The sequence below is a fragment of the Paenibacillus lutimineralis genome, from assembly GCF_003991425.1.
Lineage (GTDB): Bacteria > Bacillota > Bacilli > Paenibacillales > Paenibacillaceae > Fontibacillus > Fontibacillus lutimineralis.
On sequence record NZ_CP034346.1, the window covers coordinates 6180911 to 6205197 of the forward strand.

Here is a 24287-nt window from a genome sequence, read left to right on the forward strand (position 1 = left end):
TAAGCAGCACCTGCGGCTCTTACTCCTCTGGCTCGCCAGCGGCTTCCCAACGCGAGATTTCATCCCGCACCCGCGGTGCAACCTCAGTGCCAAGCAGCTCAATCGCGCGCATCACCTCTGCATGTGGCATCGTACCAAGCGGTACATGCAGCATGAAGCGGGTAATGCCTACCTTCTTGCGCAGATGAATAATCTTGCTAGCCACCGTGTCAGGATCGCCAACATACAGGGCGCCCTCCGGACTTCGAGCCGCGTCATAGCTGGCTCGGGTGTAATTCCCCCAGCCCCGCTCACGGCCGATCACATTCATGCTTGCCTGAGTAGGCAGGAAGAACTTCTCTACCGCATCATCCAGATGATCGGCAATGAAGCCATGCGAATGCGAAGCGACTGGCAGCTTCGACACATCATGGCCAGCCTGGGCTGCCGCTCTCTTGTACAGCTCCACTAACGGTGCGAACTGTACAGGTCGTCCACCGATGATCGCCAGTACCAGTGGCAGACCCAGGAGTCCGGCACGTACGACGGATTCCGGATTGCCCCCGCTGCCGATCCAGACCGGAAGCGGATGCTGCACCGGGCGTGGATACACGCCCAGATTATGTATCGCCGGGCGGTGCTTGCCTTCCCAGGTAACAAATTCGGATTCACGAAGCTTCAGCAGCAGCTCCAGCTTCTCATCGAACAACTCGTCATAATCATCCAGATCATATCCAAAGAGCGGAAAAGATTCGATAAAGGAGCCCCGCCCAGCCATGATCTCCGCACGTCCGTTAGAGATACCATCCAGGGTCGCAAAATCCTGGAATACGCGTACCGGATCATCTGAGGATAACACGGTGACGGCGCTGGTCAGCCTGATCCGCTTCGTCTGCGATGCGGCCGCCGCCAATACAAGCGTAGGTGAAGAGGCCGCGTAGTCCTTGCGGTGATGCTCACCTACTCCATATACATCCAGCCCCACCTGATCGGCGAGCACGATTTCCTCCACAACCTCGCGCAGTCTCTGCGCATGGCTCATCACTTCGCCAGTATGCACATCAGGTGATGTCTCAGCAAACGTACTTATTCCTATTTCCATCCTCAATTCCTCCGATTCTGAAGTCTATCTATTGCCAGCAGTTATAGCTTGTTTACCACATTCGCTTCCAAGTCGCGGAACTTATTCAATATTGTCTATATTGTGACGCTTTGACGGAACTTTTACAAGCAATTAGGAGAAAAGCATTAAGCCCTCTCGAACTTCATTTCTCACCTAAGAACAGTGTACAATGGAGTGTGTACTTACTTTCAGTCATTAGAGAAAGGAAACATGGCAGCGATGGAATTGCATTCGAAGGAAAAATTGGACATGGACAGACTGCTCCGGCAAGCCAAGCGTGGCGAAGCCGAAGCTCAACTGGCTCTAGGTGAGGTATACCTGAATTTTAAAGATTATTGGCGTGCTATTTATTGGTTAAAGAAGGCCGCGAAGCAAGGGTCGGCTGAGGCCGGACTAGCCATTGCCGATATTTATCGTTCCCAGAACAAGCACAAGAAGGCGGAGAAATGGTACAGTCTTGCGGAACAATTGGGCTTGGACGCTACTAATCTGGAAGATCACGATGATCATGAGCACGACGAGGATTCAAGTGCGTATGACTCGTCCAACGATGGACCAGAATCATTTGAGGACTGTGAGATCGCAGCGGCCGAAGGTGATGTGGAAGCGATGTATCGCCTTGGAACTTATTATGAGGATCAGAATAACACCCAGATGGCTGTCCATTGGTACGACCTGGCCGTCGTAGAAGGACATATCCAGGCCGCATTTAATCTGGCCCTGATCTACTCCAAGGCAGGACAGAAGAAATACGCCCTGGAGCTATTCAAGCTGGCGGCTGAGGAAGGGCATGATCAAGCCCAGTACCGGCTATCGCTGCTGCTGATTGGGGAAGGACAGAGGGATGAAGCCAAGAAATGGTGCGAGATGGCGGCTAGACAAGGTCTGATCAGCGCACAATTCCAGATGGCCGCCCTGCTGGAAGAAGAACAGTACTTCGATGAAGCGATTGAATGGTATAAGGCTGCTGCTAACAAGGGAGACATTGACTCCCAATATAATCTCGCCAATTTGCTAGCCTATAAGGGTGACCGCGAGGAGGCCATGAGATGGTATCAAGCAGCGGCTGAGCAAGGCGATGCCATGGCACAGCATAACTATGCCATCCTGCTGCAGCAGGAAGGACGGATTGAGGAAGCGTTAACGATGTTCAAGGCGGCGGCCAGACAAGGCCTGGAGGTTAGTCAGCAAGTACTGATGAGAAACAAAGAAACCTGGTAGAGGTTTTTACAGTTATAGTTAGACGTCTTTGCGGTGTAGGAGACATCGTAAAGACGTCTTTTTTATAAGGAGATGTAGGCCTGAGTATCGTTAATTACTCACTGCTTGGAAATATCGATGCACCCGCTCCAGCTTCTGTTCCTGCCTTCCCTTAGCACTCTCCATATTCCCAAATTCAAAAAATTTAATGTTGCGAATGCCGACATATTGGAGTAAGGCCTTACGCATTAACACCTTATGCGCATTGTTCAACCAGAACATCGGATAGAGCGCCGGTCCCATCATCGACGAGATACAGACGGCTGATTTCCCCTTCAGCAGCCCTTCCGGAAGTAAACTGCCCTTGTCCTGATAAGCAAAACCGGAGGCGAACATCCTATCGATATATCCAAGCAGCATCGCTGGGGGACGTCCCCACCATATCGGATAAATGAATATAATTTTATCTGCCCAGATTAATTGTTGCCGGTATATCTCAAGGCTCGGTTCCTTATGCATATCTCTCCTGCGCTTCTGTTCATTGAAGACAAGCACAGGATCGAAGCCTTCCTCATATAAATCAAGCACTTTAATTTCATCTATCTCCTTGTTCTCTTGGCAGCCCTCGATCGTTCTCTGTAGAAATGCATAGCTTAGACTTTGATGGTTCGGATGTGTATATATGATCAACACGTTCATCCTTTCCCCTCCTTTACTTATCATTTGATAACAATATCATATCCATTCAATAATTAGTTGTCAAATGATAATTGTTATTTGATAATTAGTTTGTTATCTTGTGAGGGAGGTGATTCTGTTGGACAAAGCTCTACTGTTCCAAAAATTTGTAAAGTTTACGACGTCTGTACATCAACTGACTCATGAGATCACAATGGGTGTCAGAGAAGATACAATCACTCCCCTGCAATACAGCATTTTGGAATACGTTGCCGTGACTGGGCTTGTTACTCCAAGCCAAATCAGCGATTGCCTGTATATCTCTCTACCGAATACGAGCCGCGAGATCAAGAAACTGGCTCAGAAGGGGCTATGTGAGAAATATACGGCTCCCGAAGATCGGCGCATGCAATACATCCGCCTTACCGATCAAGGAGAGGTGATGATGAATAAGGCATTTGCCACCATTGAGGCTCGCTTCTGGGAACGGGCCGGTCATATGTCCGCAGAGGAGCTGGCCGAGATCGAGCAGGCTATTGAATTGCTGAAATCAAAGGTATTCCATGATAGACAGCCACTGTAGGCAGTCCGTGGCAAAACCCCAAGATCATGTTCATATACACGAAGAAGAGCCCCTATCAGGATTTGATAGGGGCTCTTATATTCATACTCTAGAAGTTATAACCAACTCTCAATGGAAGCATCGCCTCAACGGAATTATCGATCAGCTTCTTCTGGTCCTTCCCACGGTATTCCCACAGATCTCCAGATTCCTTACTGTCGTTGTAATCCGTAATATAGAAGAGATGATTACCTTTATCGTAATTGTAGAAGCTCACATCGTCATTGACTTTGACAGCCTCGCCTTGCCCCTGCTTCAAGTATAGGGAGCCCATATGACGCTTGCTGTTGAAGTCAGCAATATAGAGAACTGTGTTATCCTCCGGATAGATGCTTGTACTGCCTACTTCAACATCGAAGGCAATCTTCGTCTTCTTACCATCTGAGTAAGAATCCAGCTCGCCCTTGCCATCTTTCACATCTTTGTAATACCAGATGACATCGCTCAGAATCATGTAATAGCTAACATTCTCATCAACCACCTTACGATTGCTTAGCTTGCCATCCAGCACATCGTAAGCGACTAGAGTACCGGAAGTACTGCTTGCAGCCCCTTCCATATAGTACAGCTTCTTGCCATTCCCACTGAATTGGAAGCTATAATAGTCATCAGCTTCCCCGGCAATCTCTTGCTCCTGGCCATCATTCAGAATGATATAGCGGCCCTTGCCCATCATATCAGAAGAATCGCCCTCGAAGCGGTCTCTAACGTCATAGAGGCTCTTTATCTCCGACATCTTAATCTTGCCAACCGGTCCCTTCTCCGTATCTGCTTTGGAATAGATCACTGATTTATTAGCAACATCTGCGAAGTTCACCCAAGCGATATTATTGGACAACTCTTTCTCCTTCCCAGCCGAATAGAGGAACAATTGCCTACTTGTCGTGTTGATCTCCTCTTCCTTCAAGCTGCTGCGGAGACTGTCGCGGTCAAGCTTATCCATATACAAGTCATAAGCTTCATAATATTTATCATAATCAACCTCAGTGGATGTGTACTCATATCCCCATACATCATAGGTATCTTCATACTCAAAGTCACTATAGTGAGGCTCAGTGATCTTCAGATCACTCTCAGCCATATCGTCCTCAACCAGATCGACAAGCTTGGTCTTCTTCTCATTCGTGCGCGTGAAATAGAATACGCCATTCTGGTCGCTGGACTCTATGCTGGTGAAGTCAGAGATCAGCTTCTGCTTATCCTTGCCCTCTTCTTTCAGATAGAGCGAGTTATAGTTCAGATCGTCGATATCGCCATTATTTTTGACATAGTAAACCTTCTTGAAATCATCGCTGTAATTGACGACATAGCTGATATCGCTATCGATCTTCACCTTATCGCCCTTCCCATGTAGGGACTTAATATACAAATCATAGTTGTAGGAATCCGAATCCGCAGCCTTCGTATACATCACCGTCGACTCGTCTTTGGAAATAAAATAGAATCCATATACGTCATTGTCGATCAGCTGTTCCTCTTTCAAATCGTTGATATACAAGCTACCGCTATACTCTTCCTCATCATAGTTCTTGAAATAGAGTACACGATCCCCGGACTCACTAATTTGAAATGGAGCATACCGGTTCGCGCCGATACTTACATTCGAAGCCACCCGTTCGCCCGGCTCGATATCTTCCTTCTTGGACTTGGCCAGCTTGGATGGATCATTATAATACAAATTAGCTGTTCCATCGTCCGTAACCTTGCCCAAATAGAACATACGCGTGCCGCTCTTATTGAACTTGATCCAGCGTCCGATGCCATCGCCCAGCATGGAGAACTCCATACCTTTGGCGCCGCTGTCACCATCATAGTATGACACGTTAAGGTAGTCTTCTTTGATGCTATCATCTATATCCAGCCATTTATTCACCGCTTTGACCGGTTCGCTCTTCTTGCCGGCAGACAGCATCAAATCCTTATCCTTAACATATATCAAGGCTGGATTGGAGCTTGAAGCATTTAACGAGATCATTGCCCATACTGCACCGCCAACGAGCAATAGACCGATTAGAATGGAGCCGATAATGAGCGGAAGCTTCAGCTTCGACTTCTTCTTTCCAGTGCTTTCAAGAGCATCGGCTATTTCGTTCCAGGCTGGTGTCGGTGTCGCTGCAGCCGTAGTCCCATTCACACCGTTCACGCTCTGCATGGTCGGAATATTTCCCGCTGGAGGAACGACAGGTGGGAAAGAGTTTGGCACAGGGTTTGGTACAGGCGTAGCTGGAGGCACCTCAGTAAACGATGCAGCTTGTGAAGCGTCATTTGCAGTTGATACAGGCATCTCTACAGATGCTTCTGGTTGAGGTTGAATAGGCGCTGCCTGTTCTACCGGTGTATCAACGCTTTCGGGAGCAGAATGCTCTACCGAAGGTGTCGATACTGGGGTCACGTCAGACGGAGCAGGAACCTCCGTCATCGTTGGCTCAGCTGCTGGAGTTGATGCCGCCTCTGTGACTGGTTCTGTGGTCATCGGTGCTACAGGCAGTTCCGGATGTACGGGAACGGTAGATTCTACCTGAGGTTCGATGCCTTTCGGGGCTGCTTCTACAGGAACAGCCTCCGCCTGAGGGAATGGTTGGCCGCATTCTCTACAGAATTTAGCACCCTCCCTCCTAGGCGCACCGCAATTTTCACAAAACTTATCCATACTTTTTATCAATTCCCCTCTTCTTCTTCTTATTGTCCGTCCTCCAACAAATACTTAGTGGATGAAAGAACAAACCAGGAGACGACTATACTGTGGGCCTATCTCATTCGGTTAGAGCATAGTGCTCCATCTATCAAAATGTCATGTCATCCAATTGCTAGCCATAGAAATTCGTCTCGCGAGGCATAAGTAAGCAGCAATTCCCGATTCGCATTGATGAAGCATGCCTCTGTATCAGGCAAATAGGGAGGTTCCTTGAGGGGTATACGGTTGTTGAAATAGTTATGTATTTGAACTTATGTATGTATTTATCTTGATGAGACGAGCTTCCCCCTAGATCACGACAGATCTGCTAGCAAGAATCACTTGAGTTCCCTGACACTTTATAGATAGGATAAGATTACCCAAACTTTCCAGTCTCCTTTCAGAATATAGTATATATAGTTCAATAATCCTGCGCCATAGTTTTACTTAAAATTTCTTGATTCGACATTTTGCGAGATCATATTCTAAGCCTCCTCTCGCCTACAATGCTATATAATCATCATAAAAACACACTGTTCTTCCAAGGAGGGGACATTCACAAAATGATCAGACTGACACTTAAAGGCATCATCTGGATTCTACTTGCTCTCATCGCGATAATAGTCGTCTTCCTCATCTATGTCACTGCATCTGACTACAAACCCGCAGCCGAGATCAAGCTCACGGTAGACCGCAATCCTGAAGCCAGACTCGAGCTGGGCAAGCCTTTCTCCGTTACGACGTTCAACATCGGTTATGCCGGACTGGATCAAGGGCAGGACTTCTTCATGGATGGTGGCAGCATGTCCCGCTCCAGTAGCCGTCAGCAGACAGAGACCAATCTCCAGGCGATCACCCATGTTCTCGAAAATGCGGGCTCCAGCTTCTACCTGCTGCAGGAAGTAGATGTCGATTCCTCAAGGAGCAACCATATCAATGAGGTCAAGCCGATCAGCGATGCGCTTCAGAGCTACAGTTATACTTTTGCTTACAACTACAAAGTACCGTGGGTCCCCGTCCCTATTACTAAACCAATGGGCTCAGTACGGAGCGGCCTGTTGACCTTATCCTCCTTCCATAGCACAAGCCAGGCCCGCTTCGATCTGCCCGGTAAGGAGAGCTGGCCAGTTCAACTATTCGAACTGGATCGCGCCTTCGTAGAGAGCAGAATTCCGGTAGATCAAGGCAAGGAACTGATCCTTATTAACCTGCACTTGTCAGCCTTTGATAAAGGCGGCAAGATCCGCAAGCAGCAGCTTGAGTTCCTGGAGCAGTATATCCAGCGGGAAATGGAGAATGACAATTATCTGATCATCGGTGGCGATTGGAATCACGCCCTTCCAGGCACGGACCCCGCCATTTTCAAGACACAGCAGGAATGGCCAGAATGGCTGCAGCCCTTCCCGGACAGCTTCGGCCCCGGTGATTTCAAATGGGCCGTAGACCCGAACATCCCCAGTGTACGAACTCTGGACTCCGCGTATCATGAGGGAGTCAATTTCCTGGCCGTCATCGATGGCTTCCTCGTATCCCCCAATGTCGAGGTCATAAGTGTCACTGGACACGATCTAGGCTTCAGCAACAGCGATCACAATCCGGTGACTGGGCAATTTATTCTGAAATAACGATCGAACCCGTGAAGGGGCTGTCTCAAAAGTTGATTTCCCGACTTGGAGACGGCCTTTTTGCGTGCCCCAAAATGTTGAATACACCCAAGTTTTGACCTGATCATCCGGACATTATTGACCGTTAGCGTTGGACCTTTGGTACGCTGCCCTTGTAACGGACAATTATGTCCATTACAAGGGGGAAATGTCGTTGCCCTTTCTGGACAGGGCTTCTTCCCTTTCCGATGATTACTAATGACCTCTTACTATGAAAATGAAAGGGGTTTCTCTTTTCAGAACAGGTCATGTATATTAAATTAGGATACTATCGAAGGGGAGTGTCACTGTTTGAACAAGCTACATGGATGGAATACACTGCGAAACCAGATCTTCATCGGGTTCATGCTCGTGATGATTATCGTACTGACTGCTATTGGAGTCTTCACCTATAACCAAGTCTCCGTCCTGTTGCGTGCAAGTGCTGAACGACATATTAAACAGACCGCTGTTCAGACGACTGGCAAACTGGATGCTTTGTTCCAGCAGATCGATTCCTTGATGATGCAGGTTTCTACCAATAGCTTGGTACAGAAGAAGCTCGCGCAGGAAATGGACGGGCAGATCCTAAGCTTCTCCGAGCGTCAATCGCTCCAGGAAGAAGTGCGCAGCTATGAAGCATATGCGACCGGAATCCGATCTCTGGAGCTGTATACCTCGGATTACCGCAGATTGCTGCCGCTAGATGATGTTCAGCTCAATGATCGGGTTCCGAAGCCCTGGATTAAACTAGCCGACAAAGAGAAAGGCCGGCTTGTATGGCTCGGACTTGATCCGCTGGATCCGAATACGATCATTGCGATCCGCAGCGTTAGATTAATAGATCGTTCCTATATGCATGCCGGGTATTTGATGCTGCGCATCGACCGCAATTATTTCGAACTCACTGGAACCGCCGTGGGGGAATCCGGGGGTGATAACCGTGAAACGATGCTATTGTTCGATCGCGCAGGCCATGAGATCATCGCTGATTCTCCACTCAGGCTGAACAAAGATATATTGCTCGATATGGATCATGATTCGATAACGATCGATGGCGAGACATTCATTGAAGTCAGACATCAGTCGGAGCTAAGCGGCTGGACGCTGGTCATTCTAACCCCGGCCAGATATACGACCGAAGGCATATCGGTCCTACAGACAGCGATTTTCGTGTCTATTGCCGTTGGCGGGTTCCTATTCCTGATCTGCTCCTTTATTCTCTCAACGATGATTACTAGACCGATCCTGAACCTGATCCGCACGATGCGCGGAGCTCGCTTCGGTACCCTGCAGCGCAATCCGGACAAGTCATCGACGATGGAGCTAATGGAGCTGAATCATACGTATAACCAGATGGTAGACTCGATGAATGAGATGATTCAGGTCGTCTATCAGAAGGAGATCATTCAGAGCCGCACCGAACTGAAGGCACTGCAGGCCCAAATCAACCCGCACTTCCTCTTCAACACCTTGGAGGCTTTCTTCTGGGCGCTGGACGAGAAGGGCGAAGATGAGCTGGCCGACAACGTACTGGCCATGTCGGGATTGTTCCGTTATGTCATCAATCGTTCCGATGATGTCGAATGGGTAACCATCGGGGATGAGGTGGATCATGCGGAGCTGTATTTTAAAATTATGGAAATGAGACTCATCGACCGACTGGAATGGAAAATTGACATTGTGGAAGCCTTCCGCCATATCCCTATTCCAAAGCTGATGATCCAGCCTCTGGTTGAGAATGCCATTATGCACGGCGTTGAGAAGAGCAATGAGCCAGGCACGGTGGTCCTGTCGATCCAGGCTTCAGACCGCGAGGGTTACACGAGAGTTACTGTCTCTGATAGCGGTCCTGGGATGGATGAAGATAAACTTAATGAGCTGTACAACACCTTACAGACGGATGAGATGCATCCTTCCGGCAAACAAGGCATTGGCTTGATTAACGTCGAGCGCAGACTTCGTCTATATTATGATTCCAAAGAGTCCGGGTTAACGATAGAAAGCCAGCTTGGACAAGGAACCTCAATCATGTTCGAAATTCCCAATGAATTTCAAGGAGGGCTAAACACATGAAGACTATTCTTATCGTTGATGATGAACCGCGAACAAGACAAGGAATCAAGAGGACTCTGGAGGCATGGTCTCCCGGACACTATCAGTTTGAGGCCTTCGCCAGCGCTCAGGAAGCGATGGACTGGCTGGAGTCGAATGAAGCAATTCTGCTTATTACAGATATTCGTATGCCTGAAATTAACGGACTCCGGCTGATCGAAGAAATCAGCGAGAAGCACCCTGCTCTCTTCGTCATCGTCATCTCAGGGTACTCCGAATTTGAATATGCCAGAACGGCTCTGCAATATGGGGTAATCGATTATTTATTGAAGCCCATCGACAAGAATAAATTAACTCACGCCGTTGAAGTAGCACTGGAACGGAACGACCAGAAGCAGAGGATCGAGCGCATGGAGAAAATCGTCGATACCCGGCTAATGAGCACCTCAGACGGAAATAATCAATACAGCGAGCCAGTAAGGGAAGCTATCAACTATATCGAGACCCATCTGGAAGAGCCGATCTCCTTGCGCGAGCTGGCAGAGGTGTCGCATATGAACGCTAATTACTTCAGCGTACTGTTCAAAGAGCATACCGGACTGACCTTCAGCGACTACTTGACCAGACGTAGAGTTCAACGAGCCAAGGAATTAATCGTAGGCACAACCTTGTCCGTGAATGAAATCTCCGAACGCGTCGGTTATCAGACTGCAAAATACTTCATCAAGGTTTTCAGGAAACTTGAGGGCATGAGCCCTGGACAGTACAGACAACAAATGAATGAGAGCAACAACTGATAAAAGTGGTATTAGTCCTAATCTCAGTTACCTTACATGTCTTTCACTCTAGCGATACAATTTAATTATTAAAGCGTTTACAGAAAGCGCTTGATAATTTCTTTTAGAAAAGGGGACTTTCAGCATGAAGAAAAAGACATGGTCAGTACTCTTGCTCACGATTTGTATGGCAGTCATTGTCTCGGCTTGCGGTGGTGGCGGTAAGAACAATCAAGGTTCGAAAGGAAATGATACCGCTTCCGGTGGCGAGAAAGTAACCGTTAAGCTGATGCACTTGTGGCCTGAAGGCGTATCGGCCGGTCAGAACAAAATTGTTAACCAAATCATTAAAGAATATCAAGATGAGAACCCGAATGTCACAATCAAGCAGGAAGTACTGGACAACGAACAATATAAAAATAAATTAAAAGTTCTGTCCGCTTCCAACGAGCTTCCTGATGTCGGTGTAACTTGGGCAGCAGGCTTCATGCAGCCTTATGTAGAAGGCAATCTGTTCACTCCACTCGATGACTTGTTGAACGGTGAACTGAAAGACAAATTCGTAGCTGGTACCACAGAGGCTTATGCTGTTAATGGCAAGACTTACGCGCTCCCAATCGAATTCAACATCGCACCGATCTATTACAATAAAGACCTTTTCGAAAAGAACGGTCTCAGCGTACCAACAACCTATGATGAATTTAAGAACATTGTAAAAACACTGTCTGATAAGGGCATCGCTCCAATCGCTCTTGGCAATAAAGATCGTTGGACAGGCTCCCTCTGGTATATGTACCTGGCAGACCGCATCGCTGGACAGAAGACGCTCGCTGACACCATTAGCGGTTCCGCTTCATTCACCGACCCAGGTCTGGTTCAAGCAGCGAATGAAATACAATGGCTCGTTGACAACAACGCATTTATCAAAGGCTTCAACGGCCAATCCAATGAAGAAGCGAAATCGGAATTCTTGAATGAAAAAGCGGCAATGTACCTGATGGGTTCTTGGGATATTCCAAACTTCACAACGAACGAAGAAATTCCGAAGGAATTCCGTGATAAAGTTGGATTCTTCAAATTCCCGACTGTCGAAGGCGGCAAAGGCGATATTAATAGCTGGGTAGGCGGTCCTGGAGTAGGCTTGTTCGTAGCTGAGAACTCCAAAGTGAAAGACGAAGCCAAGAAATTCGTAGAATATTTCGTCACAAAATGGGGCGAGCAATCCGTTACTGATGCTGGCGTAATTCCAGCAACGAAGGTTGATGCAGAGAACATGGATTTACCGCAGCTCTACAAGGATCTGTTCGCAGAAATGAACCAAGCAAGCAGCGTTACTCTATTCGCAGACGTTCAAATGCCAGCCAAGGCAGCTGAGACACATTTGAACTTGATTCAGGCATTGTTCGGCAAGGCTATCACTCCTGAGGAATTCGCAGCTGAGCACGATAAAGCGCTCGCTAAATAATTACTGGGATTATAGGCCAGGAGGACTTATCTCTCGGAAATACTAAGGGGATAGGTCCTCTCCTCCAATGATTGAAAGGAATGGAGCTGAACGATTATGGATAAAGTGCTATCCAACAAGAAAATGATTGCTCTTTACGTTCTCCCCTCATTATTGCTTATTTTAACGATTGTCTATATTCCGATTATTCTTACCGGATTTTACGGTCTGCATGAATGGAATGGCATTGGCAGCATGAAATTTATTGGGCTGGAGAATTACGCGAATTTAATGAAAGACGGGAAGTTCTGGGATAGCGCATGGCATTCCTTGCTGTTGGCCCTATTCTCAGGTCTGAGTCTCATCATCTATTTGATGATTTCCATGGTATTGGCTGCCCGGATCAAGGGGGCAAATGCATTTCGTAAAATTTATCTTATTCCTATGCTGTTATCTTCCGTTGCCATCGCTCAGCTGTGGCTCAGAATTTACAATCCGTCCAACGGTATTTTGAACAGTGTCTTGCAATCCATTGGAGTTGATAATCCTCCCGCTTGGCTGGCAGAGCCATCATTGGTATTGTTCGCTCTCTTCATTCCAATCCTGTGGCAATATGCGGGTTTTTATATTCTGATTTACTATGCTGCACTTAAGAATATTCCGACGACCTTGGATGAAGCAGCACGAATTGACGGTGCCACTTCCTGGCAGATCGCCTGGAAGATCAAGCTTCCACTAATTATGGAGACGGTGAAGGTAACGATTGTACTTGCCGTTGTCGGTTCACTGAAGTATTTCGATCTTATCTTCGTGATGACGGACGGCGGCCCGAACGGATCCAGTGAGGTTATGGCTTCATATATGTATCATACCGCGTTCAGGGCTTATGACTTCGGATACGGTAGTGCGACTGCCTTCTCCCTGCTTGTCATCTGTCTTATAGTCACCTGGATCATTCGCTGGTTAACCAGATCGAAAGATACCATTCAATATTCATAAGAGGGAGGCGTTAATGATGACCGGAAACATAGAGCTTCAATCGACTACTAACCATGGAACATGGCGTTGGCTGGGACGTATAGGCTATGCGATCATGTACATCGTCTTAATTCTCGTCGCTGTCTTTCAGTTATTCCCGCTCGTCTGGCTGATGTTCTTCTCGCTCAAGAACAATCAGGAAGTCTTCAACCTCCCTCCACTCTCTTTGCCAATGCATCCGCGCTGGGAGAATTATTCGAAGGTATGGAATGCCGGGAATATTGATGTATATTTCCTGAATAGCTTATGGGTTACCGTCGTAGCAACAGTCCTAACTGTAGTATTGGGCAGCCTCGTAACTTATGCGATTACGCGAATGAAATGGAAGGGCAGCTCACTCGTACTCGGCCTGTTCATGGTTGCGATGATGATCCCTGTCCATTCTACATTGATTCCGCTGTTCAATTTCTTCAATAAAGTAGGATTGACGGACCATCCTTTATCATTGGTTCTCTCTTATGTCGCATTTAATATGCCGATTACGATCATGATTCTGCTCGGATTCTATTATTCGCTACCGCGCGAGGTAGAAGAGGCAGCAGTCATTGACGGCTGTTCCGTCAACCGGATGTTCTTCCGGATCGTACTGCCAATGACCGGTTCCGTCATTGCCACGACAGCAATCATTAATATGATCTATAACTGGAACGAATTTATATTTGTAAATACATTCATCAGCTCTGATTCCTATAAGACACTTACCGTCGGCGTTCAGAACTTCATCGGACAATATACAACGGATTGGGGCGCAATCGGAGCAACGCTGATGATCAGCATCCTCCCGATCTTGATCATGTTCCTGTTCCTGAGCGATCGGATCGTAGAAGGTATGGCTGCTGGATCTGTTAAGGGTTAATAAAGACTAACCCCCATATCATATATTATTCAGGGTGAGTATCTCCTAATCGGATGCTTGCCCTGATTTATTTTGTAAGTTGATATTTGAATCATGGATTATATTAATCTCCCTCCCGGAATATAATTTCTAAAAATTCGCATTTATAAAAACACTACACTACGGGGAGGGAAGCTGTATGAAGCGTAGATGGATCAATTCACCATACACCTTTGCGTTTGGTATGTTTGCCATGATGGTCCCGAGTCAGGCCTTCAGTTCCTTCTATAGTTATTTCTATGTGGAGAAGCTAGGTCTAGGCATCGGGCTGGCTACGCTGGCAAGAACGATCTTCCTGATCTGGGATGCGGTGAACAATCCGTTATTCGGATATTGGTCAGATCGCACGAATACCCGTTATGGACGTCGGCGTCCCTGGGTATTCGGCACAATTCCGTTGTTCATGCTGTTCTTCATCATGGTCTTCTCCCCTCCCGGCGGTTTAACACAAAATACGCTCTTCACCTGGTTCCTGACGGCGCTTATTCTGTTCGAGGCCGCAGCTACGGTACTATGGGTGAACTATGGAGCCCTGTTCCCCGAATTATTCCGCGGCGATCGGCTGCGGGCCAAGGCTTCAGCGATTCAGCAAGGCTATCAAGTGGTGGCACTGCTTATCGCTTCCGCATTGACTCCTATTATTTATACCGCACTTAACTTCCCGAGCATGGCTCTGATCTATGCCCTGATCTTTGGCGTATTTATGTTCCTCTGTATGATGTATGTCCGAGAGCGGCCTGAAGCCTCGCAGGAACAACCGCTAAAGCTTGCTAAGGCCTTCAAGATAACATTAAGCAATAAGAAATTCTGGGTATTCAATATATCCAATTCCTTCGCTCAAACGGTCAATGGCCTGATCAGCTCGATTATCCCCTTCTATGCCAAATACGTTCTGAGAATACCTGAAGCCCAAGTCTCAATCCTGCTGGCCTCCGTGTTCGTCTCGGTCATTCCCCTCGTATTCGTATGGTATTGGATTATCCGCAGAATGGATGGGGTCAAGGCGTGGAGATTATCCCTTATTATATACGCCCTGTCTGTAATTCCGCTCTGGTTCGGCTCTGATTTAGTCAGCGGCGTCATTGCCGGTGTTATCGTTGGCTTTGGATTGGCTGGATTCCTCGTTACTCCTGCGATAGTCAGCGGAAGAATCATTGATGAGGACGCTGAGAAGACGGGATTACGTAGAGAAGGCATCTATACTGCAGTCGCCGGATTTATTACACGCTCAAGCGGCCTGATCTCGGCGTTAGCCTTCTTCATTGTTGGTCTTATATTCGGTTATGAGAGCGGCGATAACCCCGGTCCTGATCCTGGGTTAACCTTCCGCTACCTCATTAGCGTCGTACCCCTCTGCCTGCTAATCGTATCTATACTGATCTCCTACTCTGCCAAATTCAAATTCAAGGATCATCCATCATCCGAGTAAACAACGTTAATACAAAATAAAGACCGGTAGGGCTTCGAAGCCCTATCCGGTCTTATTTATATAATGAAGATACTTTTGATAGCTCATGTAACGATTCGACCTCTATTTGGTAATATAGTAATAGCGTTAAAAAAAAGTTAAGTGATTCTTAAGAAAAAAACTCGAATGGAAATGTTATAGTTTTTTTAGAGCATCCTAATACATATATATTATATTTAGCCAGGAGGATCTTCATGTCTGCTAGAGGAACCATATTACTTGTCGATGACGAGAAAGAAATTATTAAATTGATGGATATATATCTTAAGAATGAGGGATACAACCTGTTAAAAGCATCCGATGGCCAAGAAGCGCTTGATATTCTGGAACGTCATCCGGTAGATCTGATCGTGCTGGATGTGATGATGCCGCGAATGGACGGGATTGAAGCCTGCATGAAAATCCGTGAGAATCGGAACATGCCCATCATCATGCTATCAGCGAAAGGTCAAGATATGGACAAAATTGCTGGGCTCAGCATTGGGGCCGACGATTATGTTACGAAGCCATTCAACCCGCTTGAGCTAATGGCTCGCATTAAATCACAACTACGACGCTACCATCAATTTAGCGGTCCGAATCAGCCCCAAATGGACGAGAACGAGATTGAAATCGATGAGCTTATCATCAACATATCTACGCATCAAGTCACTATAGAAGGACAAGAAGTACAATTAACGCCTCGGGAGTTCGCTATTCTGAAATTGCTGGCCGTTAATCAGGGAATTGTACTGAGCATGGAGAAGATCTATCAAGAGGTGTGGAATGAGCCATTCATGGAATCGAAAAATACAGTCATGGTTCATATCCGCAGAATTCGCGAGAAGATTGAGAAGGATACCCAGAATCCTAAATTCATTAAGACCGTCTGGGGAATCGGTTATAAGATGGAACGACTCTAAATACCCCGAGGAGGAGAATCATCATGAATTTAAAATGGGTCAATACGGTGCGGTGGAAATTCTTAGCGATCGTACTGGCCAGTTTAGGGTTAACGGCAATTCTGTTATATCTCGGGTACCAGCTTGGCGTTTACCTTATCACGGTCCCGCCGTTCACCTATTATCTAAACTTCATCATCGTTAACTATGGTTCTCGCATGGTTATGAGTATAGTGGGTCCTATCCTATTCATTATTCTGTATTATTTATTAACGCGGACAATGATTCGTCGTCTAGAGAATGTTAACAATAGCTTGCAGCAGATGGTTGCCGGTAACTTCGATCAAGAGCTTCACATCTCATCACACGATGAGATTGGGCGAATTGCCCATAGTATAAGTGATCTAACCCTGCAGTTACGCACCAATCTAGACAAAATTTCCTCCGGATTAGGCCAGGTAGCGAACGGTCAGTTGGACCATCGTCTTCTTCTGGAGGATGATCCATCAAACGAATGGATGAAATTAGCGGATAGCATTAACCGAATGGCGGAACAGCTTGACCGCTCGATTCAAGAAGAGCGGAATGCTGAGAAGACCAAGAATGATCTGATTACGGGTGTCTCCCATGATCTTCGGACTCCGCTAACGTTGATCCTCGGTTTCCTGGGGGTTATTGAGAATGACCGTTATCATGATGAAGTAGAACTACGCCATTATGTCAACATTGCCTATGACAAATCACTCACCCTGAAGAAGCTGGTTGATGAGTTGTTCGAATATACCCGTATCAACAACGGCATGCCCCTACATGTGGAGGAGCTGGATATGGTCGCCTTCCTGCGACAGCTCACGGAAGAATTCGTACCTAGTCTTAAAAAGGCCGATATGACCTGCCGTATCTCAACGGAACTTAGCTCCCTTATGATCGAGGGGGATGGGGACCTGCTTGCTCGCGGATTTGAGAACTTGATCTCCAATGCCATCCGATATGGCCGCAAAGGTGAATACGTCGATATCGATATTAGCCGCTCCGAAAATTATGCGATGATCAAAGTGATCAATTACGGGGAGCCGATACCGCAAAGCGACCTGCAATTTATTTTCGAACGCTTCTATCGGGGCGACCGCTCCAGATCGTCGGGAGGTACAGGCCTCGGACTTGCCATTGTGAAGAGCATCATGGAAGTACATGGAGGCAATATTTCGGCCAAGAGCGATCGCTCACAGACAGAATTTATAACAAGACTTCCTTTGCCTTTATCCAAGGCTACTAGCTGAATTTACTATCACTCGATATGACCGATTTTTATGCTCACAAAATCCGTGGGTATAGAATCGGTTTTTTTTGCGCCATTATTTTCAGAGCATTGTTAAGAAAATATTAAGACTTTAGATAGGTAGTTATTAAGGATTCCTTTATGGGGCAATAAGAACTCTTCTATATGCTTAATATACCGCAAGTCGGACTGGAATATAGAGAGGAGTACACACACACCCATGTTTACGAATATTACCCATAGGTTAAAGCGCTTGGCTAACCTGAAGACCTTAATATGTATTTTCATTTTTGCAACGGCTTTATTTGTCCGCATCGATTTTGTGAACTCAGTTGAGCATCATATCCCTCATGACAGCTTGAACTATGACATTATGGTCAGACAACTGCTGGAGAAGGGTGTTTACGCATATAAGAGTGAAGAACCGAACGCTCAAGTATCGCCCGGTTACCCTTTATTTATGGCAGGGTCCTACTTGCTTGCCGATTACAAGAATCATGATCCCTATCCATTGATCAGATACATTCAGATCGGATTCAGCATGGTGACCCTATGGCTGGTCTACTTGACAGGTCGAAGGTTAGGCGGGCAATGGGCCGGCATAATTGCAGCAGCCATCTTAGCCATATATCCCCCCTTCGTCTGGGCGAACGGAGCCATATTAACCGAGACGATGGCCGCTATGCTATTCATGCTATACGTATACCTGCAGCTCAGAGTCTTCGAGAAAGAGACAGCATTATCCGCCATACTGGCTGGAGGAGTACTTGGTTTATTAGTCCTTACCCGACCGGAGTTTCTCATTCTTATTCTGCCAGCGTATGCCTTCTACTGGCTGTGGCGGAAAAGATCCGCTCACGTGGTGAAGCTGGCAGCGGTCTCTTGTCTGGGGATCGCCATTGTATTGTCGCCCTGGATTGTACGCAATATGGTCACGATGCACCAATTCATTCTGGCTTCTACGCAGGTTAATCCATTTGCAGCCGGTACCTATCCAAATAAGAACTATGATGACAAAATGGTTGACCGCGAAGGTAAGACTCAGATGGAAGTCGCCAAGGAACGCTTGAAGGTAGGATTCACCGAGCATACCTGGACCTTCGTTAAATGGTACACCATTGGTAAGACACGCTACATTTATGGAAAAATGTTCTTCGGAGCCGGACATGCACCAGTATATCCTGTGATTCCGCTCGGCAATTGGTACCATAGAACGATTCTATTAGGTGGATTTATATCCGCGGTTGCTCTACTGCGCAGATGGCGTCAGCCTGCCGTTCTGCTGGTCATCCTGGTGGTAGCGATCAGCATTACAAGATTGGCCTTCGTTCCAGAATTTCGTTATAACTTTACAGCGATGCCGCTGTTCATCATACTCGCCAGCCTGCTTGCTGCCACAGCTCTGGACTATTTGTTCGGGCGGCGATCAAATAAAGAACCATTACTTGTCGGAGAGGAGCTCTGAGAATGAATCAAAAAGTACTTATTATTATTCCCGCCTATAACGAAGCAGAGGGGATTCGGCGAGTGATTGCCGATGTCCGTCACCATATCCCCTATGCCGATATTCTGGTCGTGAATGACGGATCGAGTGATTTGACAGGAGATGAAGCCGCCAAGGAAGGCGTCCTCGTCGTCAATCTCAGCTGCAATCTAGGCATCGGAGGTGCCGTTCAGACCGGTTATAAATATGCACAAAGACACGGATACCAATATGCAGCCCAATTAGATGGAGATGGGCAGCATAACCCGCGAGACTTCGACCGATTGCTTGGAGAGCTACAGCAAAGCCGCACGGATATGGTTGTTGGCTCCCGCTTCATGGAGAAGCAGGGGTTTCAATCCACCTTCGCTCGCAGGATCGGTATCGATCTGCTGTCAGGGCTGCTGACGTTGCTGCTACGCCGCAAAGTGACGGACCCGACATCAGGTTACCGCATCTGTGGTCCACGAGCCATCGCATTATTCGCTCAGGAGTATCCTGCCGATTATCCGGAAGTAGAGGCGCTTGTCCAGCTTGACAACTGCGGCTGTACCTTTAGTGAGGTTCCTGTCGTCATGCGCCAGCGGTTAACCGGAAGCTCCAGCATTCGAGCTCTGGGCTCAGTCTACTATATGGTTAAGGTAATTCTGTCCGTTCTAATTACAAGAACGAAGAAGAAAGAAAAGAAGTGGGATCTAGGCTATGAAAATTGATGTTTTTATTCTCAGTTTTATGATCTGTATGATTTTTCTAGGCATCACCATATATTTGATCCGCAACGGGAAGCTGCGTGAACAGTATGCCATTCTCTGGCTTATTCTTACGGCCGTCATGATGCTGCTGTCGCTATTCCCTTCATTGATTGACTTCATGGCCAAGCAAATCGGCGTATCTTATGCGCCTTCCCTGCTCTATCTGCTTGGTCTGATCAGCGTTCTATTCATCCTGCTTCATTTGACGATAGCCGTATCTTCTCTAACCGCACGGTTTATTGTCTTAACGCAAAAGATAGGGATGCTAGAGCAAGAGAACCTCGCGCTTCGCCAAGGAAATAAAGAGATCTCTGCCGATCCAGCAATTCAGATGATCGAAGCTGAGAACTAATCAAAGTTGCAAGAAGGATCTAGTCCGTTTTTTATAAGTCGAACTTCAGTTCAGACCTAATATATCAGCTATGTAAGTGGAGAGGAGAAGTGGAAGACATCAAGAATATGTGGAAAATAACGGCAGGACTGGCTGCGCTGTTGATTACAGGCCAATTGGCCACGGCCATCCCTTCTGCGAAAGCGGAGGCTGCTTCTACAGAGCCTTTGCAAGAGAGCAAAGTACCGTTGGAGGAGTCAAATTGGAAGCAAATCCTTATTTATATCGATAGCAGCAAAGTGGAACAGGACGGCAAGGCTTACCAAGCCCCCCGCCCTGCCATCGTCAAGAATGGAGCCACCTATGTAGGACTTCGCTTTATGGCCGAGCGCCTGGGAGCAACGGTAACCACAGACTCCAAGACTAAGGAGACGATCTTTCAGCTTGGCAGTGTAGAGCTGAAATACAAGAACAATAGCAAGAGCTATAGTCTGAACGGAACGGCTTACCCGTTAAAGACAGCTCCTTATACGGACAACAACGTTCTAATGGTCCCTTTAATCCCATTCATTCAAAGCTTGAATATTCCTTATACCGTAGATAACAAGACCATCACCCTGCAGCGTTCCACTAAGCCAGTTGCCTCGTTCAAGGTGCAACCACAAGAGATTGTTGCCGGTGAGACGACTGTAACTTATGAGACGAATTCATATTCCCCGTTGGGACTGGATCTTGTCGATGAACGCTGGGAAGGGAAGGAAGAGATCTACGGCAAGCCGGGCGTATATTCTGTCAGTTACTCCGTACAGGACTCAGAAGGAGTCTGGAGTGATCCTTTTACGCTGACCCTGAAAGTAGTAAAACCCAACGAGCCTCCGGTAGCCAATTTTACTACTGATAAAGACGTATATCGAATGGGTGAACCTATCATTTATACGGATCTGAGCTCGGATGATGAAGACGCCATTGTCGACAGGGTATGGTCAAATCAGGAAGAAGCTTTCTTTACACCGGGCAGCGTTACAATAAGCCTTGAAGTGAAGGATCGGCACGGAGCCTTAGGTGAGTTCAGTAAAACGATCAAAATTGCCGATGAGACGCTTTACACCCGTGAAGAGTTCTACAAGCTCTTTACACCGGTAGGAAATAAACTCGCTGTTGATGGCTACTCGGTTAAAACAATGGAGGCAATTCCTTATAGTTACCAGACAGAACCAGTGACCTTGTTCCGCAGCAGCGGTCCAGAATCAATCAGTTCGGAAGGAATTCTCTATCAGGATACGATTACCGGCGATGCCCGCTTTCTGCTGCATCATAAGAACCAACTCAGTAAGCCGGCCAAACTCTATGTTCTTGCTGAAAATCCAGGCACTTCCCCAGCTACCGTAACACTCAACAATGAGGCAATGGCTGGTCCTACATCCTATGCTGAATGGGCAGGGCGTGTTTCACTAACCCGTTATTTTGAAGGCTTATTGGTCGCGAAGAGTCCTCAGAAGATAACCCTACAACCGGGAGAGAAGCGAATCATATGGAATAGTATCAATAAGAATCCAATGAAGCCTGAAGAGATCATCACCTTCACCGGAGACTTAAGCAGTGATGCGCCCGTTCGCTACACTTCTTTGTTGGTCTTGGCCAACCGTGACCCGATCGCTGACCTGGAGAAGTTGCCTTATCTAGACCCGAATGAATCTATCGTCCGAGGTACTTTTGCGGATTCGACCCGTGTCTTCGTATATAATGATCCCGTTGGTGCCCGCTCAGTCAAGCTCTCTTTAACCGACAATAGAGAAGATCCTTTTCAACAAGGATTAGATGGGATCAAAGGAACCGAGGCCTTGAACTCTGGAAATTACGGCTTAGTTTACAAGTTGAAATTAAATCATGTTGCTGCGAATACGCTTATTTTATTTAATCCACGCGGCGGACTGTTTGTCGGATCTGCAGTCGTAAATGGTGAAGTAGTGACCTTCGGCCATAGCGGCAAAGAAGATATATCCAGCACAGCCAGTGTTCTGTATCGGACTGGCAATCAAGAGGAGAGCGTAGAAATTTGGATCAGCCCTGCAGCAGGCAGCAATCTTCCTTTTGTCTTGCTGTTCGAGCCTATTCCAAAGAAAAGAAATTAGATTAGACAGTGCTAGCGTCACAAATTTTATTATTTCGGAGCAGGGTAGGCATCTTTGACGACGGATATGAATCCTTCTACACGTATGCCTATCCCGCACTGAAGGAAGTTCATGCGACAGGCTCCGAATTCGTCATCGGGGCTTATATCGATATGTTCAATCCCGACGCCCTTAGAGACCACGGAAGATTTCATTAAGAGAGCCTGCAGCGATTTGGCTTTCATGGAGAAGCAGCTGAAGGAAGAGCTTGGAGAGAAGGGCTGCTGCTTCTCCATTTCTTATGGCGCTTATACTCCGGAGTTGCTGGAAGCGGGTAAACCGAATTTCAGCGGCGAACAGATGCTAAAGAAGCTTGAAAAGCTTCAGAAAGCTCACCAGACATCGAAGTAAAAGGAGCATTTCTGTGATTTTCTCAACCTATACCTTTATTTTGCTATTTCTGCCCATTACGTTTTTTGGATACAGGATGCTTAGCCTGATGAACAATAGCCTATACGCCAAAATTTGGCTCGTCATCGCTTCGTTATACTTCTACGCGCAGGGCAGCGGTAAATTTTTCTACATTTTCACCGTTATCGTGCTGTTCAATTACGTGATTGGGACGATGATCGTTCGCTCTTCAGGCCCTATGCTCCGACGGCTTCTTCTTGGGGTAGGGCTTTTCGAGAACATTGCAACTCTCGCCTATTACAAATATACGAATTTCTTCTTAGAGAACCTGAATGCCGTATCTGGGCATTCTTATTCTTTAAAGAACATCATATTGCCGATAGGCATTTCGTTCTTTACCTTTCAGTTAATCTCTTTTCTCGTCGACTGCTATCGGAGGAAGGTCGAGCAGTTCAGTCTCGTCAATTATTTGGTATTCATCACCTTCTTCCCTCAGCTTGTTGTCGGACCGATTGTCCATCACAGCGATATCATCCCCCAGCTTGAAGAACGGCAGCAGCGGCTGTTCCATAGCGAGAACTTCATGCGGGGCGTGTTCCTGTTCTCGATGGGCTGCGCCAAGAAGATTGCGCTTGCGGATCCGTTGACCGCCTTCGCCCAAGGCTTCTATTCCGATGTCGCCTCGGCAGACTCGATAACGGCCTGGCTGGCTGTTATAGGTTACACCTTCTCTTATTATTTCGATCTGTCCGGCTATGCAGACATGGCGATCGGCATTGGATTAATGTTCAATATCCGTTTGCCGTCCAACTTTAATTCTCCTTACAAGGCGCGGAACTTCCGCGTTTATTGGCAGCGATGGCATATAACGCTGTCCCGATTCTTGTCCGATTATATTTTTCGAGGGATATATAAAAAGGGGCGCGGCAGCTTCAACTTCTATTTTGCTGTCATGGTCACCTTCTTCGTGTCCGGTATGTGGCACGGTGCAGGCTGGACGTTCATTCTATGGGGCATTCTGAACGGCGGCTTTGTCTGCGCCTCCCACTTCATGTACAGGAACAAAATCGCTCTGCCATTCGCTCTTGCATGGACGCTTACTTTTATCGGAATTATTGCGACAAGAATTTTATTCGTCTCTACCGACCTCCCACATGCTGGCGAGGTTCTGAAGGCGCTATTCCAATTCCATGAATTTGCTGGCCTGGGCGCGATGGGCATTGCCAAAGAGATTGTCATCTATACCGCCTATCATCTGTATACCTGTGTGCTGCTACTGATTGCTGCTTGCATCATCTATTTTGCCAAAAATTCAGAGCAAATCTTGGACCGTTTCAAGCCCAACTTTCGATATGCGCTGGCAACAGCATGTTTGCTAGTGCTTTCCTTGTCTCAAATGACGACCGTTTCGGATTTCCTATACTTTCAGTTCTGAGGTGCAATG

General features: G+C 47.0%; 21 protein-coding genes. 18 read left to right on the forward strand and 3 right to left on the reverse strand.

The window, feature by feature from the left end; genetic code table 11:
* Positions 1-19: 19 nt before the first annotated feature.
* Positions 20-1081, reverse strand: coding sequence for an LLM class flavin-dependent oxidoreductase (locus EI981_RS27495; RefSeq protein WP_127003714.1), 1062 nt, complete (start codon positions 1079-1081; stop codon positions 20-22).
* 231 nt (positions 1082-1312) lie between these two features.
* On the opposite strand from EI981_RS27495, the gene EI981_RS27500 reads away from it, so the two are divergent.
* Positions 1313-2323 carry an SEL1-like repeat protein gene (locus tag EI981_RS27500; RefSeq protein WP_127003716.1) on the forward strand — a complete coding sequence of 337 codons (1011 nt, stop codon included), beginning with the start codon at positions 1313-1315 and terminating at the stop codon, positions 2321-2323.
* Between the two features lie 90 nt (positions 2324-2413).
* Here the strand turns inward: EI981_RS27500 and EI981_RS27505 are convergent, their stop codons facing one another.
* Positions 2414-3001, reverse strand: a complete 588-nt coding sequence (locus EI981_RS27505) for an NAD(P)H-dependent oxidoreductase (protein ID WP_127003718.1) — start codon at positions 2999-3001, stop codon at positions 2414-2416.
* A 109-nt stretch (positions 3002-3110) separates the two neighbouring features.
* Here EI981_RS27505 and EI981_RS27510 point away from each other — a divergent pair, with 109 nt between their 5' ends.
* Positions 3111-3563 carry a MarR family winged helix-turn-helix transcriptional regulator gene (locus EI981_RS27510; RefSeq protein WP_335926391.1) on the forward strand — a complete coding sequence of 151 codons (453 nt, stop codon included), beginning with the start codon at positions 3111-3113 and terminating at the stop codon, positions 3561-3563.
* Positions 3564-3651: 88 nt separating this feature from the next.
* On the opposite strand, the gene EI981_RS27515 is transcribed toward EI981_RS27510, so the two are convergent.
* Complete coding sequence (locus tag EI981_RS27515; protein ID WP_127003722.1) at positions 3652-6252, reverse strand: zinc ribbon domain-containing protein; 2601 nt, start codon at positions 6250-6252, stop codon at positions 3652-3654.
* 587 nt (positions 6253-6839) lie between these two features.
* On the opposite strand from EI981_RS27515, the gene EI981_RS27520 reads away from it, so the two are divergent.
* The 16 genes from EI981_RS27520 to EI981_RS27590 all read left to right on the forward strand — a co-directional run bounded on the left by EI981_RS27520 (position 6840) and on the right by EI981_RS27590 (position 24278).
* The gene (locus tag EI981_RS27520; protein ID WP_127003724.1) at positions 6840-7901 is read left to right on the forward strand and encodes an endonuclease/exonuclease/phosphatase family protein; all 1062 of its coding nucleotides are present in this window, start codon (positions 6840-6842) and stop codon (positions 7899-7901) included.
* A 330-nt stretch (positions 7902-8231) separates the two neighbouring features.
* Positions 8232-9995 (forward strand): cache domain-containing sensor histidine kinase, encoded by a 1764-nt coding sequence (locus EI981_RS27525; RefSeq protein WP_335926280.1) that lies wholly within the window; start codon positions 8232-8234, stop codon positions 9993-9995.
* Positions 9992-10771, forward strand: a complete 780-nt coding sequence (locus EI981_RS27530; protein ID WP_127003726.1) for a response regulator — start codon at positions 9992-9994, stop codon at positions 10769-10771. The genes EI981_RS27525 and EI981_RS27530 overlap by 4 nt, the downstream gene beginning before the upstream one ends.
* A gap of 124 nt (positions 10772-10895) precedes the next feature.
* Positions 10896-12215 carry an extracellular solute-binding protein gene (locus EI981_RS27535; RefSeq protein ID WP_127003728.1) on the forward strand — a complete coding sequence of 440 codons (1320 nt, stop codon included), beginning with the start codon at positions 10896-10898 and terminating at the stop codon, positions 12213-12215.
* A gap of 96 nt (positions 12216-12311) precedes the next feature.
* Positions 12312-13193, forward strand: a complete 882-nt coding sequence (locus EI981_RS27540) for a carbohydrate ABC transporter permease (RefSeq protein ID WP_127003730.1) — start codon at positions 12312-12314, stop codon at positions 13191-13193.
* A 16-nt stretch (positions 13194-13209) separates the two neighbouring features.
* The gene (locus EI981_RS27545; RefSeq protein WP_418789026.1) at positions 13210-14088 is read left to right on the forward strand and encodes a carbohydrate ABC transporter permease; all 879 of its coding nucleotides are present in this window, start codon (positions 13210-13212) and stop codon (positions 14086-14088) included.
* A gap of 178 nt (positions 14089-14266) precedes the next feature.
* The gene (locus EI981_RS27550; RefSeq protein ID WP_127003733.1) at positions 14267-15556 is read left to right on the forward strand and encodes an MFS transporter; all 1290 of its coding nucleotides are present in this window, start codon (positions 14267-14269) and stop codon (positions 15554-15556) included.
* Between the two features lie 233 nt (positions 15557-15789).
* A complete protein-coding gene (locus tag EI981_RS27555; protein ID WP_127003736.1) occupies positions 15790-16497 on the forward strand; it encodes a response regulator transcription factor in 708 nt (235 codons plus the stop codon).
* A gap of 23 nt (positions 16498-16520) precedes the next feature.
* Positions 16521-17756, forward strand: a complete 1236-nt coding sequence (locus EI981_RS27560; RefSeq protein ID WP_127003738.1) for a sensor histidine kinase — start codon at positions 16521-16523, stop codon at positions 17754-17756.
* 219 nt (positions 17757-17975) lie between these two features.
* Positions 17976-19220 (forward strand): ArnT family glycosyltransferase, encoded by a 1245-nt coding sequence (locus EI981_RS27565; protein ID WP_127003740.1) that lies wholly within the window; start codon positions 17976-17978, stop codon positions 19218-19220.
* A 2-nt stretch (positions 19221-19222) separates the two neighbouring features.
* On the forward strand, positions 19223-19951 hold the full coding sequence (locus EI981_RS27570) for a glycosyltransferase family 2 protein (protein ID WP_127003742.1): 729 nt from the start codon (positions 19223-19225) through the stop codon (positions 19949-19951).
* The gene (locus EI981_RS27575) at positions 19941-20342 is read left to right on the forward strand and encodes a DUF2304 domain-containing protein (RefSeq protein ID WP_127003744.1); all 402 of its coding nucleotides are present in this window, start codon (positions 19941-19943) and stop codon (positions 20340-20342) included. The genes EI981_RS27570 and EI981_RS27575 overlap by 11 nt, the downstream gene beginning before the upstream one ends.
* 89 nt (positions 20343-20431) lie before the next feature.
* A complete protein-coding gene (locus EI981_RS27580) occupies positions 20432-22453 on the forward strand; it encodes a copper amine oxidase N-terminal domain-containing protein (RefSeq protein ID WP_127003746.1) in 2022 nt (673 codons plus the stop codon).
* 8 nt (positions 22454-22461) lie between these two features.
* Complete coding sequence (locus tag EI981_RS27585; RefSeq protein ID WP_127003748.1) at positions 22462-22650, forward strand: polysaccharide deacetylase family protein; 189 nt, start codon at positions 22462-22464, stop codon at positions 22648-22650.
* A 25-nt stretch (positions 22651-22675) separates the two neighbouring features.
* Complete coding sequence (locus EI981_RS29150; protein WP_162616290.1) at positions 22676-22843, forward strand: hypothetical protein; 168 nt, start codon at positions 22676-22678, stop codon at positions 22841-22843.
* 88 nt (positions 22844-22931) lie between these two features.
* Positions 22932-24278, forward strand: coding sequence for an MBOAT family O-acyltransferase (locus tag EI981_RS27590; RefSeq protein ID WP_162616291.1), 1347 nt, complete (start codon positions 22932-22934; stop codon positions 24276-24278).
* The last annotated feature ends 9 nt before the right edge of the window (positions 24279-24287 follow it).